The sequence below is a fragment of the Sphingomonas parapaucimobilis NBRC 15100 genome, assembly GCF_000787715.1.
GTDB lineage: Bacteria > Pseudomonadota > Alphaproteobacteria > Sphingomonadales > Sphingomonadaceae > Sphingomonas > Sphingomonas parapaucimobilis.
The window spans coordinates 83,794-98,359 of record NZ_BBPI01000068.1; the positions used below are offsets into that span (position 1 = coordinate 83,794).

Annotated in this window: 12 protein-coding genes; 4 read left to right on the forward strand and 8 right to left on the reverse strand. The window is 66.4% G+C overall.

Going from position 1 to position 14,566, the window contains the following annotated elements:
- Positions 1-42: 42 nt before the first annotated feature.
- Positions 43-2,334 carry an ATP-dependent helicase gene (locus SP5_RS11905; RefSeq protein ID WP_042488851.1) on the reverse strand — a complete coding sequence of 764 codons (2,292 nt, stop codon included), beginning with the start codon at positions 2,332-2,334 and terminating at the stop codon, positions 43-45.
- Positions 2,335-2,717: 383 nt separating this feature from the next.
- Here SP5_RS11905 and SP5_RS11910 point away from each other — a divergent pair, with 383 nt between their 5' ends.
- Both SP5_RS11910 and SP5_RS11915 read left to right on the forward strand, forming a co-directional pair.
- The gene (locus tag SP5_RS11910; RefSeq protein ID WP_042488855.1) at positions 2,718-4,358 is read left to right on the forward strand and encodes an inorganic phosphate transporter; all 1,641 of its coding nucleotides are present in this window, start codon (positions 2,718-2,720) and stop codon (positions 4,356-4,358) included.
- 46 nt (positions 4,359-4,404) lie between these two features.
- Entirely contained in the window at positions 4,405-5,679 is a 1,275-nt protein-coding gene (locus SP5_RS11915) for an MFS transporter (protein WP_042488858.1), read from the forward strand.
- Here SP5_RS11915 and rsmD read toward each other — a convergent pair.
- Together rsmD and SP5_RS19785 are read right to left on the reverse strand one after the other, a co-directional pair.
- The gene (gene rsmD / locus SP5_RS11920; RefSeq protein WP_042488861.1) at positions 5,670-6,206 is read right to left on the reverse strand and encodes a 16S rRNA (guanine(966)-N(2))-methyltransferase RsmD; all 537 of its coding nucleotides are present in this window, start codon (positions 6,204-6,206) and stop codon (positions 5,670-5,672) included. The two genes, SP5_RS11915 and rsmD, sit on opposite strands and share 10 nt — an antisense overlap.
- On the reverse strand, positions 6,206-7,792 hold the full coding sequence (locus SP5_RS19785) for a pseudouridine synthase (RefSeq protein WP_084220669.1): 1,587 nt from the start codon (positions 7,790-7,792) through the stop codon (positions 6,206-6,208). Before SP5_RS19785 ends, rsmD begins: the two co-directional genes overlap by 1 nt.
- A 108-nt stretch (positions 7,793-7,900) precedes the next feature.
- Here SP5_RS19785 and SP5_RS11930 point away from each other — a divergent pair, with 108 nt between their 5' ends.
- Together SP5_RS11930 and SP5_RS11935 are read left to right on the forward strand one after the other, a co-directional pair.
- On the forward strand, positions 7,901-8,371 hold the full coding sequence (locus SP5_RS11930) for a response regulator (protein WP_042488863.1): 471 nt from the start codon (positions 7,901-7,903) through the stop codon (positions 8,369-8,371).
- Positions 8,372-8,403: 32 nt separating this feature from the next.
- Positions 8,404-9,732 (forward strand): AmpG family muropeptide MFS transporter, encoded by a 1,329-nt coding sequence (locus tag SP5_RS11935; protein WP_042488865.1) that lies wholly within the window; start codon positions 8,404-8,406, stop codon positions 9,730-9,732.
- On the opposite strand, the gene SP5_RS11940 is transcribed toward SP5_RS11935, so the two are convergent.
- The 5 genes from SP5_RS11940 to trpB form a co-directional block, all read right to left on the reverse strand.
- Positions 9,722-10,150 carry a DUF6628 family protein gene (locus SP5_RS11940; protein ID WP_042488866.1) on the reverse strand — a complete coding sequence of 143 codons (429 nt, stop codon included), beginning with the start codon at positions 10,148-10,150 and terminating at the stop codon, positions 9,722-9,724. The genes SP5_RS11935 and SP5_RS11940 overlap by 11 nt on opposite strands.
- Positions 10,151-10,244: 94 nt before the next feature.
- Positions 10,245-11,564, reverse strand: a complete 1,320-nt coding sequence (locus SP5_RS11945) for a bifunctional folylpolyglutamate synthase/dihydrofolate synthase (RefSeq protein ID WP_042488868.1) — start codon at positions 11,562-11,564, stop codon at positions 10,245-10,247.
- 86 nt (positions 11,565-11,650) lie between these two features.
- A complete protein-coding gene (gene accD / locus SP5_RS11950) occupies positions 11,651-12,505 on the reverse strand; it encodes an acetyl-CoA carboxylase, carboxyltransferase subunit beta (RefSeq protein ID WP_042488870.1) in 855 nt (284 codons plus the stop codon).
- A complete protein-coding gene (gene trpA, locus SP5_RS11955; protein WP_042488872.1) occupies positions 12,502-13,314 on the reverse strand; it encodes a tryptophan synthase subunit alpha in 813 nt (270 codons plus the stop codon). Before trpA ends, accD begins: the two co-directional genes overlap by 4 nt.
- A complete protein-coding gene (trpB, locus tag SP5_RS11960; RefSeq protein WP_042488874.1) occupies positions 13,311-14,543 on the reverse strand; it encodes a tryptophan synthase subunit beta in 1,233 nt (410 codons plus the stop codon). Before trpB ends, trpA begins: the two co-directional genes overlap by 4 nt.
- Positions 14,544-14,566: the final 23 nt, after the last annotated feature.

Here is a 14,566-nt window from a genome sequence, read left to right on the forward strand (position 1 = left end):
CGGCCTGCCACCTTCGCTGCGAGGAGAGGAAGGTGGAAGCTTTCACCCCTTGGTGACGAAACTGTCCATTACCCGCTTGCGTCCGGCCTGCTCGAAATCGATTTCCAGCTTGTTACCCTCGATCGCCGCGATCGCGCCATAACCGAACTTCTGGTGGAATACGCGCTCTCCGACATTCAGGTCGTCGCGCCCCTTCTGACCCAGTCCGACGGAGGGCGAACGCGATTCGACGATCCGAGCGGGACGGGCGGGGGCCGCATTCTGCCCCGTCGCCGCCCGTTGCCAGCCCGGCCCGCGCCCGGTGCCGCGCCCGACATTGGCGAACGGATCGGCATGTTCGGACCAGTTGGCCCGCCACAGGCTTTCACCGCCGGTCATGCTCGTCTCGCTCTCGATATGCTCGGGCGGCAATTCACCGACGAAGCGGCTCGGCAGGCTGGACGTCCACTGCCCATAGATGCGGCGGTTGGCCGCATGGAGGATCACCGCCTTGCGCCGTGCGCGGGTGATCGCGACATAGGCGAGCCGCCGTTCCTCCTCCAGGCTGCGCGTGCCGCCCTCGTCGATCGCACGCTGCGACGGAAACAGGCCTTCTTCCCAGCCCGCCAGGAACACCGTATCGAACTCCAGCCCCTTGGCGGCATGGATCGTCATGATCGTCACCTCGGGCTCACGCTGGTCGCCATCGCGGTCCATGACCAGCGAGACATGCTCCAGGAACGCGCCGAGCGACTCGTAATCCTCCATCGCGCGGACGAGTTCGGACAGGTTCTCCAGCCGCCCGGCCGCCTCGGCTGATTTCTCGTTCTGGTACATGGCCGTATAGCCGCTCTCGTCCAGCAACTGCCGCGCCAGCTCCGGATGCGCCAGGTCTCGCGCCATGTCGCGCCAACGGGCGATGTCGCCGATCAGATTGCCCAGGCTCCGCCGGGCCTGCGGGGTCAGTTCATCGGTGTCGAGGATACGTGCCGAGGCGATCGTCAGCGGCAGTCCTTCAGCCCGCGCCAGTTGATGGATCTTGGCCAGCGCCTTGTCACCCAGCCCGCGCTTGGGAACATTGACGATCCGCTCGAATGCCAGATCGTCCGATGGCTGGTTGACGATGCGCAGGTAAGCGAGCGCATCGCGGATTTCGGCCCGCTCATAGAAGCGGAAGCCGCCGACGATCCGATAGGGCAGGCCGATCGCGATGAAGCGATCCTCGAATTCGCGGGTCTGGTGCGAGGCGCGGACGAGAATGGCGATATTGTCATAGGACGTACCCGACCGTCGCGCGGCTTCGATCTCCTCGCCGACCCGCCGTGCTTCCTCCGGGCCGTCCCAGACCCCCAGCACCTGAACCTTCTCGCCGACGTCCAGTTCGGTCCACAACGTCTTGCCGAGCCGCCCGCCATTGTTGGCGATCACGCCCGACGCGGCGCCCAGGATATGCGGGGTCGAGCGGTAATTCTGTTCCAGCCGGATGACCTTGGCACCAGGAAAATCCCGTTCGAAGCGCAGGATATTCTCTACCTGCGCGCCACGCCAGGAATAGATGGACTGGTCGTCGTCACCGACACAGGCGATATTCTTGCGCGCCTGGGCGAGCAGCCGCAGCCAGAGGTACTGGACGCTGTTGGTATCCTGATACTCGTCCACCATGATATAGCGAAAACGCTGCTGATACTGGTCCAGCACGTCGCGGTGCGTCTTCAGGATGGTCAGCATGTGGAGCAGCAAGTCGCCGAAGTCACAGGCGTTCACGCTGCGCAGCCGGTCCTGATATTGGCGATACAGCTCGGCGCCCTGGCCATTGGAGTAACGCTCGGCCTCGCCCGCGTCGATATCGCCGGGGACCAGGCCTTTGTTCTTCCACTCGTCGATCAGGCCACCCAAAGCGCGCGCCGGAAAGCGCTTCTCATCAATGTCCGCTGCGACGATAAGCTGCTTGAGCAGCCGTAGCTGATCGTCGGTGTCGAGGATGGTGAAATTGGACTGTAGCCCGACCAGTTCGGCATGGCGACGCAGCATCTTGGCGCCGATCGCGTGGAAGGTGCCCAGCCATGGCATCCCCTCCACCGCATCGCCGACCAGCCGCCCGACGCGCTCGCGCATTTCGCGCGCAGCCTTGTTGGTGAAGGTGACCGACAGGATCTCCGACGGCCAGGCCTTGCGCGTGTAGAGAAGGTGCGCCAGCCGTGCGGTCAGCGCCGCCGTCTTGCCCGTTCCTGCGCCCGCCAGCACCAGTACCGGCCCATCGGTGGTCAACACCGCCTCACGCTGCGCGGGATTCAACGTCCGAAGATAGGGATAGTCGGCCAGCGAAGCGGCGGGATCGGTGGGAGGCACGGTCATCGCGAACAGTTAGGGAACGTTTGCGGCGGGGGCAACCACCCGTGATTTCGGCTTGGCCCTGTTTCATCGCGGGATGCGTCATCGTGCCGTCTTTTGTGCCACGCGAAAGCGACACGTCCGTCATACCGATCTCGATCTACGCCGCAATGCCGACATCACACGCTGCCGTCGGGAGATGATGATGGACGCAGCGACGAGAAGGTCGCGGCGTTGCCAACCGCTGCCCCGGTCGCGCTGGCCAGCAAGGACTAAAAGCGTGAACGGCACTCGACCGGGCGGCTCGATCCACCGCCCGGTCGCGTTCCGATGGGAGACAGCGTGGCCCCGAAGAGACCGGGCCGCCGTCATGAAAATGTCACCGGAAAGGCGCAACGCGATTGGCCATGACATCCTATGCGCTCGCCGGTGGCCAATCCGAATCCCGCGTTTGCGGGCCGCGCCTCGATGCCGGGCTCCATCCGATGGGCCGCTGGGTGTTTACGGCCCTGCTGGTCGGTGGCCTTGCCTATGCCGGCTATAGCATTGCGGTCGACACCGCCCGCGTTGGTGAGCCGATGGCGATGGGCGTGTTCGCTTTTCTGGGGCTGGCGCTGCTGATCGCGCTGGGCTTCGAATTCGTGAACGGCTTCCACGATACCGCGAATGCCGTCGCGACCGTCATCTACACCCATTCGATGCCCGCGCCGCTGGCCGTTGTCTGGTCCGGTTTCTTCAATTTTCTGGGCGTTCTAAGCTCCACCGGGGCCGTCGCCTATTCGATCATCACGCTGTTGCCCATCGACCTGATGCTGCATGTCGGCTCGGCCGGCGGGTTCGCGATGATCTTCGCGCTGCTGCTGGCAGCCGTCCTCTGGAACCTGGCGACCTGGGCCGTCGGGCTGCCCAATTCGTCGAGCCATGCATTGATCGGCTCGATCCTGGGCGTGGGGCTCGCCAATCAGCTGCTGTCCAGCATTCCCGGCACGTCCGGCGTCGATATGGCGCAGGTTTGGAAGGTCTTGTCCGCGCTGCTGTTCAGCCCGCTGATCGGGTTTGCCGGTGCGCTGATGCTGCTGCTCGTCATGAAGCGCTTCCTGCGCGACAAGCGACTTTACCGCGAGCCGGAGGGCGACACGCCGCCGCCACGCGGCATCCGTGCGCTCCTGATCTTTACCTGCACGGCGGTCAGCTTCGCGCACGGCGGCAATGACGGACAGAAGGGCATGGGGCTGATCATGCTGATCCTGATCGGTTGCGCGCCGACCGCCTATGCACTGAACCGCACGCTGCCCGAGAGCGCCATGCCCGCCTTCGTACGCAGCGCCCAGGTCGCCGCGACCGCCTATGCCGCGCACGGTGAACAGGGCACCATTTCGGTCGATCAGGCGCGCGCAGACGTCGTCGACGGCGTCCGGAAAAAGGCGATCGATACGCCCAAGGTCTATGCGGGCCTGTCCGAACTGTCCCGCGACATTGGCGAGCGGATCGGCAATTATGGCACGTTCAGCCGCGTTCCCGCCGCCGTCGTGCCCAATCTGCGCAACGACATGTATCTGGTCCTCGACACCACCCGCATGGTGACGAAGAGCGAGACGGCCAAGCAGCGCTTCACCGCCGCCGAGATCGAGTCGCTGAACAGCTATGCCGGGTCGCTGGAGCGGGGCACCCGCTATATCCCGCTATGGGTGAAGGTCACGGTCGCCCTGGCGCTGGGCCTGGGCACGATGGTCGGCTGGCGACGCATCGTCGTGACGGTCGGCGAGCGCATCGGCAAGACGCACCTGACCTATGGCATGGGTGCCGCGGCCGAGCTGATGACGGCCGCCACGATCTTCGGTGCGGAATATATCGGCCGTCCGGTGTCGACCACCCATATCCTGACCTCCGGCGTTGCCGGGGCGTCCGTTGCCAATGGGGCGGGCCTTCAGTTCCGGACGATCCGCAACATGCTGCTCGCCTGGGTCCTGACGCTGCCGGCCGCGATGCTGCTGTCGGGCACCCTCTATTGGCTGCTGCTGCAACTAGCGCGCGTGCTGGCGGGATAAGCGGATAAGGCTTTACGCCGGGCGTCCGCTTCTGCACGAGCGAGGCATGACCCATGCCTCGCCTCCGTCGCACCGCCATATCCTGCTGGCCAGCCTGACCGGCACGGCTGTAGAGTTCTACGATTTCTATATCTATGCCACGGCGGCGGCTTTGGTGTTCGGGCCGCTATTCTTTCCGGCTTCCTCGGCGACGGCGCAGTTGCTGTTGTCCTATGCCAGCTTCGGCCTCGCCTTTGTGGCCCGACCGGTGGGTGCCATCGCCTTCGGCCATTTCGGCGACCGGGTGGGGCGGAAATCGACCCTGGTGGTCAGCCTGATGCTGATGGGCGGATCGACCGTCGCCATCGCCTTCCTGCCGACCTATGCGCAGGCCGGATGGATCGCGCCGCTGCTGCTGTGCATCGCGCGACTGGGGCAGGGGCTTGGGCTTGGCGGCGAATGGGGCGGAGCCGCCTTGCTCGCCGTGGAAAATGCCCCGCCGGGCAAGCGCAACACCTGGGGCATGTTCCCGCCGCTCGGCGCGCCGGTCGGCTTCATTCTGGCCAACGGCTTTTTCCTGATCCTTGGCCTGATCCTGACCGACGAACAATTCCGCGCCTGGGGCTGGCGCCTGCCGTTCCTGGCGAGCGCGGTATTGGTGCTGCTGGGCCTGTGGGTCCGCCTGCGCCTGACCGAGACGCTCGATTTTGCCGAAGCCAAGAAGGCCGAGGCGTTGCCACGCGTGCCGATCGCGACGCTGCTCCAGGGGCATGGCCGCGCGCTGCTGGCCGGGACGGGCGGGGTGGTGGCCTGTTTCGCGATCTTCTACCTCGCAACCGCCTTTGCGCTCGGGCATGGAACGACAGTGCTCGGTTACCCGCGCGAGGCGTTTTTGGGCATCCAGCTGGTTGCGATCCTGTTCCTGGCGCTCGGCGTCGTCGTCGCCAGCGTAATGGCCGACCGGCATGGTGCGCCCTTCATGCTGCGGCTGGGCTTTGCGGGCTGCGTCTTGGTCGGGATCGCGATGGGGCCGATGCTGGGATCGGGGTCGCTCGCGATCGTCTTCGTATGGCTGGCGGCGGCGCTGTTCGTCATGGGCTTTGCATACGGCCCGCTCGGCGGCTGGCTACCCGCGCTGTTTCCGGCCGGGGTGCGCTATACCGGCGTGTCGATGACGTTCAACCTGGGCGGGATCATCGGCGGCGCCCTCGCCCCGATCGCGGCGCAGGCGTTGACCGAGCGCGGCGGGCTGAACTTCGTCGGCGGCTATCTGGTCGCCGCCGGTCTGCTCAGCCTCGCCGGGCTCGCCCTGATGCGCGGGCGCGGTGCCTATCAGGCCTGACGGAGCAGGGTCAGCCGCGCCTTGCCGTGAACGCGCGAGGCGTCGACGGTGAAGCCCGCAATCTCGACGTCTTCCTGCTTGGCCGTCTCGATGCTGACCCAGGTGCCGGCACCCACCCAGCCGAGCCGGGCCAGCTTGTCGAGCGCGACGCTGCCCGCACCCGTCGCATAGGGCGGATCCATCAGGATCAGATCGAGCGGCGCGCGCGCAGGCCCCAACGCCATCACCGACGAGGCGCGGACATCGCCCTTGGCCTCCAGTCTGGCGAGATTGGCCCGCAGCGCGTCTAGTGCAGCGCGGTCCTGCTCGACGAACAGACAGGACGCCGCCCCGCGCGACAGCGCCTCGATTCCCAGCGCACCCGATCCGGCGAAGAAATCGCCGACCGCCAGCCCCTCGAAATCGCCCAGCCGGGCCGTCAGCATCGAGAACAAGGCCTCGCGCGTCCGGTCGGCTGTGGGGCGGGTCACGTCACCCTTGGGCGCGACAAGCGGGCGTCCGCGCCATTGTCCGGCGATCACGCGCATCAGCGGTACCCTCCTGGCCGACCGGGACGCGAGCCGCCACCGTTCGGGCGTCCTCCGCCACGCGAGTCCGGCCGCGACGGGCCACCGGAACGACCGGACGAACCCTGTGGGCCGCGCGACGGACGGGCGGTGCGATCGCCGCGATCGTCGAAGCGCGGCTGGCGCTGCCCCCCGGGACCCGAGCGTTCTCCGCTGGCTGGCTTGGCAAAGGGCTTGGAGTCGCCGCGCGAACGGTCAAAGCGCGCGCCGTCCCGTGGCGGACGGTCGCCCCGGTCTTCCGAGCGCGATGGCCGCTGTCCACCGGATCCGTAGCGTTCGCCGGGGGCACCGTTGCCGAAAGGCCTGGCATCGCGACGCGATCGATCGGAACGCCCACCCTCACGGGCGGGCCGCTCGGCCCGGTCATCAAAACGTGCCGGCCGCTGGCCGCTGGTGCCCGGCCGTTCGCCCGTCGGGGATTTCGCAAAGGGTTTGGAACCCGATCGCGGCCGATCGGAGCGAACACCGTCACGCGCAGGGCGTTCGGCACGATCGTCGAAGCGGGATGAGCGCTGCCCACCAAAGCCGGGACGTTCGTTCGTCGGCGCCTTGCCATAGGGCTTCGCGCCTTCGCGCGGTCGGTCGGTTCGGACGCCTTCACGGGCTGGACGATCGCCCCTGCCATAGGCCGATGACGGACGCCCTTCGTCACGGCGGCTCCGTTCACCGGACCCCATCCGCTCCTGCGCCCGTGGGCGGTCGCTTGCTCCACCACGAGCCTCGCCCGACCCGGCGCGAGCCGGGCGTTCACCCGCAGCGCGCGTCGGCGGCGTGCGAAAGCCGGGCTTGATCTTCGCAGGCTTGATTGCATCGGCGGGGATGCCGCCTTCCAGCGATCGCCGGAACTCGACGATATCGGCACCCCGTACCTCACCGATGTCACCCACCGGCAATTCGTCCAGCACGAAGGGACCGTAGCGCAGACGGATCAACCGGCTGACCTGCAACCCCAGATGCTCGAGCACGCGGCGAACTTCGCGGTTCTTGCCCTCGCGCAGCGTCATCTCGATCCAGACGTTCGCACCGGTCCGCCGCTCGAGATTGGCATCGATCTGGCCATAGCGGATGCCGTCGATCTCGATCCCGTGGATCAGCTCTTCCAGCTGGGCCTGGGTGATGTCGCCGTAGGCGCGGGCGCGATAGGTGCGCTCGACGCCGGTCGCGGGCAGTTCCAGCTGGCGCTTGAACCCGCCATCGGTGGTCAGCAGCAACAGCCCCTCGGTATTCAGGTCGAGCCGTCCGACCGGCACCAGACGCGGCAATCCCTCGGGCAGGCGGTCATAGATGGTCGGCCGTCCGGCGGGATCATGCTCGGTGACAAGCAGCCCGGTTGGCTTGTGATACAGGAACAGGCGTGTCGGCTCGGGCGCCGCGACGGGTTCGCCATCCACGGTCACGCCATCGAGCGACGACAAAAGCGTCGCAGGGGTGTCGATGGTCACGCCGTTCAGGGCGATCCGGCCCTCGGCGATCATCCGCTCGACCTCGCGGCGCGACGCGACTCCTGCCCGCGCGAGCAGCTTTGCTATACGTTGATCTGATGTCATGATCCACGCTGATACAGAGGGTGTCGACCAAAGGAAATTAATTGCGTCGTTTCCGGCGGACAAAGCGTTACGCGAGCGAGCGGGACAGCAGGACAGGCCGATAGAGGGATGAGATTGTTCGGGCGCAAGAAACGACAGCTGGTCAAACTGCTCGTCGTCGAGGACGAGCCGCTGGTCGCGTTCGATACCGAACACGTCCTGACCGATGCCGGGTACGAGGTGGTCGCCACCATCGACCGGGTCAGCAAGGCCGTCACCCTGATCGATGGCGGTGCCGGGATCGATCTGGTCCTGGCGGATGTCCGGCTGGCGGACGGCAGCGGCGTCGATGTTGCACGGGCCGCCCATGCCCGCGACATTCCCGTCCTGTTCATCACCGGCACGCCGCCCGATGGCGTCGAGCAACTCGCCGAAGGTCTGTTGATGAAGCCCTATGGTTCGCGCGAGCTGCTGGGTGCGATCGATGCGATCGAGGAGCGCCGTGCAGGCAAGGCGCCGGGCCGCCTGCCATCGGGCTTTCGTCTTTTCGCCCGAACCGGATCGTCCGGCCCCGTTGCCCCTGATGGCCAAGCCTTATAGGGTCCCCGCTTTCCGATAGGGTGAGCGGGTCTATGGCGAGTGCGCGTTGGTTGGACGGAGTGCGGCCTTATGTCGAGCCAGCACCGCTGGCCTCGCTTGCGCTCGGCATATCGTCGGCCTTTCCGCTGACCATGATCAACGCCACGCTGGCCAGCCGCTTGGCGGAAGCGGGGATCGAGAAGAAGAGCGTCACCGCCTTTGCGCTCGTCATCCTGGCCTATAATCTGAAATGGCTCTGGGCCTGGATCGTCGAGGGGGTGAAGATCCCCGTTCTCCACCGGCTGGGCCAGCGTGTCTCGTGGCTGCTGGTCGTGGCAGGCCTGGTCTGTGCGGCGGCGATTGGTCTGGGCCTGGCCGATCCACGCGTGTCGCTGGCGCAGACGGCGATGGCGGCCCTGGCGCTGGGGGGTGCGGGGGCAACCTTCGACATCGTGATCGACGCCTATCGCATCGAATTGCTGGAGCCGCGCCAACTGGGCGTGGGGGCGGGCATGGGCCAATATGGCTGGCGGATCGGCTCGGCGCTGGTCGCCTCCCTCTCGCTGGTCATCGCGACCCGTGCGGGGTGGAGCGTGGCCTATATGGTCAGTTGCGCCTTTGCGCTGCCCGCCGTGCTGACCGCGCTCTTCATGGGCGAGCCGAAGCGCCATAACGAAATCACCGCCACGCGCCCGGCCGAGGGGATTGTCCGCGCGGTCGTCGGCCCCTTTGCCGAGTTTTTCCGTCGTCAGGGCGCGCTCGTCATCCTGGCCTTCATCCTGGTCCACAAGATCGGCGATACGCTCGCCAACCTGACCTTCCGCCTGCTGTTCAACGACCTGGGGTTCAGCAAGGACGAGATCGCGCTGTACGACGTCGGTGTCGGCTTCTGGGCATTGCTGATCGGCGTCTTCGTCGGCGGCGTCCTCTACGCACGGCTGGGCATGAAGCGATCGGTGCTCATCAGCCTGATCCTGATGGCCGTCTCCAACCTGTCCTTTGCGGGCCTGGCCGCACTGGGCCATTCCAACTGGGGCATGGCGGGCGCGATCGGGTTCGAGAATTTCTCCAGCGGGATCGGCGGGGTTACCGTCGTCGCCTATTTCTCCGCGCTGACCGACCTGCGCTTCACCGCCGCGCAATATGCGCTGATCTCGGCGGCGGCGAGCGTGGTCGGGCGTATCCTGAGCGGTACGACGGCCGGGGCGCTGGTCGAGCAGTTCGGTTATGTCGACTTCTATCTGCTGACCACGGTCGTCGCGGTGCCGGGTGTCCTGCTGTTCTGGTGGATGGCGCGGTCGGGCCTGGTCGATCGCTCGATCGGCAGCGCAGGCGTCGCCGGAGAGGGCGACGCCCGTCATGAGGCACCAGTCAGTAACTGATCGGCCGCCCCTCGTCCGCGAAGGCCGCCGCGACGGCGGCGGCGCTCGCCAGGACGCTGTCGACCCGCCGAACGCCGAGCAGATCGGTCATCAAGAAATGCGCCTTTTGCGGTGCCGTTTCCATCTGGGACAGGATGGTCATCAGCGCCGCCTCGGCCGCCGTCATCCGCGCGCAGCAACACGGCGCGATGGCGATCTGGCCCGAGGCATGGGCGGCCAGATCGGCCATCAGCGTCCGCATCAGGATCAGCGGGCGCCGGAAGTCCTGCCCGAACATGGTGAACAGTGTGTGCGACGCGCGGGCATCCGCCAGCCCATGTGCGCCCATCCGACGTATCGCGAACAGGGCAATCCGGGCGTGGGGGCAGGCCGGCAGCATGTGAGGCAGAGCTGCGGCAAGGGTGGTGGTTTCGGCCATCGGCGAGGGACTCCGTGATTACGGTCCCCATGCTATACGGTCGCTATTGATAGTCAATCGCAAATAAGGAAGGTGGTGCCGTCGCCTCGTCGCATCATTGCGGCGTCTCGTCATTCTCGGCGAGGACCTGTCCGGCCAGGTATAGTGAACCAGCGATCAGGACATGCGCCGGGGTGTCGAGCCGTTCGGTGATAAGGGCGAGCGCTTGGGAAGGATGACCGGCCGAAATTGCCTTCAGTCCCAGGGCGCGAGCCTGTTCCGCCAAGTTGTCGGGTGCGTGACACACGTGATCGGGTACGGGCACGGTGACGATCAGGTCGACCATGCTGCCCAGCTTTTCCAGGACCGGCCCGGCCTCCTTGTTCGCCAGCATCCCAAGAACGAGTGCGCTTGGCCCCTCGGAACGCCAGGCCGCCATGGTCCGCGCCACCGGTGTTGCAGCGGAAGGATTATGCGCGCCGTCCAGCCAGCATTGGGTTTCAACGGGGAGCACCTGCGTCAGCGGCCCACGCCCCAGACGTTGCATCCGGGCGGGCCATCGGGCGCCGGTCGCCGCCTGCTTGAGAGCCTCATCCGAGACGGTCAGGGCCTGCTGATGCCGTAGCATCGCCACCGCCAGCGCCAGGTTGCGGGACTGGTGTCCCCCTGTCAGGCCCGGCCGGGGAAGGGTAAGTTCGCCTTGCTCGTCCCGATAGGACACGCCGCTACGCGTCGACGTGCTCGACCAGGCCTGTCCCCGCGCGAAGACAGGTGCCCCGGCGGCCGTCGCAACGTCGGCGATCGCATCTCGCAGGGGGCGGGCATAATCCATGGTCACCAGCGGTGTGCCCCGCTTGGCGATTCCCGCCTTTTCGCGCGCGATGTCGGTCAGCTTGCGGCCCAGAAACGCCTCATGATCGATGCCCAGTGCCGCGATGCCACAGACGGCGGGCGGCGGCAGGATATTGGTCGCGTCCAACCGGCCGCCGAGGCCCACCTCAACGATCGTCGCGGCGGCAGGATTGCGCGCGAAGGATAGAAAAGCGGCTGCCGTCGTCACCTCGAAGAAGCTGGCGCCGATCCCCTCGGCATGACCCAGGATCTCGTCGAGCACCGTCGCCAGCGCATCATCCTCGATCAAGCGGCCGTTCAGGCGGATACGCTCGTTGAAGCGGACGAGGTGCGGGCTGGAATAGACATGCACATTTTGTCCCGACGCCTCGACCGCCGCGCGCAGAAAGGCGCAGGTCGAGCCCTTGCCGTTCGTTCCCGCGACGTGGAAGACTGGCGGCAGATGATGCTGCGGATCGCCCAGCCGTCCGAGCAGGGTCGTGATCCGCTCCAGCCCCAATATATCCGCGCCGGGGGACAGACTCCATAGCCGGTCTAGCTGCGCCTGGACGGCCGGATGGTCGGAACGGGCATGGTCGGGCATCGGCCGGTCTCTTGGAAAGCGGATATGAAAAGAGGCGGACCTCTCGGCCCGCCCCTCTAATGCGATCGATGGGAAAAGGCGACGGCTCAGGCGGCCTGACGCGATCCAGTCAGATAGCCGATCACGGTTGCCAGACGCTCACGCAGGTCGCGGCGATGGACGACCATGTCGAGCATCCCGTGATCCAGATAATATTCCGACGTCTGGAAATCGTCGGGCAGCTTTTCGCGGATCGTACTCTCGATCACGCGGCGGCCGGCAAAGGCGAGCATCGCCTTGGGCTCAGCGATCTGGACGTCGCCCAGCATCGCATAGGCCGCCATCACGCCGCCCGAGGTCGGATCGGTCAGCACGACGATATAGGGCAGACCCGCATCATGCAGCATCTGGATCGCCACCGTGGTACGCGGCATCTGCATCAGGCTGAGAATGCCTTCCTGCATGCGTGCGCCGCCCGAGGCGGTGAAGATCACATAGGGGCAATGGTCCGCGATCGCAGCCTCGACACCGCGTACGAACGCCTCGCCGACCGCCAGGCCCATCGATCCGCCCATGAAGGCGAAGTCCTGCACGCCGACCACGACCTTATGGCCGAGGATCGTGCCGCGCGCATTGACCAGCGCGTCGGTTTCGGCGGCACTGGTCCGCGCCGCCTTCAGGCGATCGGCATAGCGCTTGGAGTCGCGGAACTTCAGCGGATCCTCGGGCACCTTGGGCGCGGGCAGTTCGTTGCAGCTGCCTTCGTCCAGCAGATGACGGAAACGCGCCTTCGGCCCGATGCGGTCGTGATGGTCGCATTTCGGGCAGACGTTCAGATTGTCTTCCAGCTCCTTGGTGAAGACCATCTGCCCGCACCCCTTGCACTTGTGCCAGAGATGATCGGGCGTCTCCTTCTTGACGACGAAGGGGATGACGTTGCGGACGCTGTTGAGCCAGCTCATGCGAGTTCCTTGCGTGCATCGGCCAGTGCCGACGACAGGGTTTCAATATAGGCGCGGACCGGGGCGGGGGCGTTCGCCCCATGCTCCCCCACCAGGTCGACGATCGCCGAGCCGACGACGACGCCGTCCGCCACGCGACCGATCGCCGCAGCTTGTTCCGGCGTACGGACGCCGAAGCCGACCGCGACCGGCAAATGGGTCGCCGCCTTCAGTCGCGCGACCGCATCCTCGATCGAGGCTTGCGCCGCCTGCTGCTGGCCGGTGATGCCCGCGACGGAGACATAATAGAGGAAACCGTCGGCGCCCGTCAAAATCGTCGGCAACCGCACGGCATCGCTGGTCGGGGTCGCCAGCCGGATCGAGGCGATGCCCTTGCCGCGTAGCGCGACACCCAGTGCATCGTCTTCCTCGGCAGGCACATCGACACAGATCACGCCGTCGACCCCCGCTTGCGCCGCCGCATCGGCGAACCATTCAGGCCCGCGCACCGTCATCGGGTTGGCATAGCCCATCAGGACCAGCGGGACATGGGGATGGCGCGCGCGAAAGGCCGTGGCGATCGCCAGCACGTCGGCAGTGCGGGTCCCAGCACCCAGGCTGCGGATATTGGCCTTCTGGATCGCCGGGCCATCGGCCATCGGATCGGTGAAGGGCATACCCAGTTCGACGAGGTCCGCCCCCCCCTCGACCAGCGCGTCGAGGATCGCAGCAGTGTCGCCCGGCGTCGGATCGCCTGCCGTCACGAAGGTGACGAGCGCGGCGCGGCCCGCATCGGCGCAGGCCGCAAAAGTATCGGCGATCCGGCTCACATCTTGGCTCCCAGCGCGTCGGCGACGGTGAAGATGTCCTTGTCGCCACGACCCGAAATATTGACGAGCACGATTTGGTCCCGGTCCATCAGCGGCGCACGCCGGATCAGCCCGACCAGCGCGTGGCTGCATTCCAGCGCCGGGATGATCCCCTCTACCTTGCAGCACAGCTGAAACGCATCAAGTGCCTCGGTATCGGTCACGCCTTCATAGACGACGCGACCGGTATCGTTCAGCCAGCTATGCTCAGGCCCGATCCCCGGATAGTCGAGCCCGGCCGAGATCGAATGCGCCTCGGCAATCTGCCCGTCCTCGTCCTGCAACAGATAGGTCTTGTTGCCATGAAGGATGCCGGGCTTGCCGCCGGTCAGGCTGGCGGCGTGCTGGGTGGTGTTGAGGCCGTGTCCGGCCGCCTCGATGCCCAGCATCGCGACCTCGGCATCGTCCAGGAACGGGTGGAAGAGCCCGATGGCGTTCGACCCGCCGCCGACCGACGCGATCAGCAGGTCGGGCAGGCGCCCCTCGGCTTCCAGGATCTGCGCCTTCGACTCGGTGCCGATCACCGACTGGAAGTCGCGGACCATCTCGGGATAAGGATGCGGGCCTGCCGCGGTGCCGATGATGTAGAAGGTGTCGTGGACATTGGCGACCCAGTCGCGCAGCGCCTCGTTCATCGCATCCTTCAGGGTCTGCGCACCCGACGTGACCGGGCGGACTTCCGCCCCGAGCAGCTTCATGCGGAATACATTTGGCGCCTGACGCTCGATATCGCGCGCGCCCATGAAGATGGTGCAGGGCAGGCCGAAGCGCGCCGCGACGGTGGCGGTCGCCACGCCATGCTGACCCGCGCCCGTCTCGGCGATGATCCGCGTCTTGCCCATCCGCTTGGCGAGCAGGATCTGGCCGATGCAGTTGTTGATCTTGTGCGCGCCGGTGTGGTTCAGCTCTTCGCGCTTGAAATAGACCTTCGGCCCCTTGCCCTCGGGCGCGCTCGCACGAAGCGTCTCGGTCATGCGCTCGGCATAGTACATCGGGCTGGGGCGGCCGACATAATGGGTCATCAGATCGTCGAACTCGGCCTTGAAAGCCGGATCGACTTGCGCGGCGCGATACTCACGCTCCAGATCGAGGATCAGCGGCATCAGCGTTTCGGCGACGTAGCGCCCGCCGAAATCGCCAAAATGGCCGCGCTCGTCGGGCTGGGCACGGAAGGAATTGGGGGCGTTCATCTCGTTTCCCTTGGGCGTTTGCG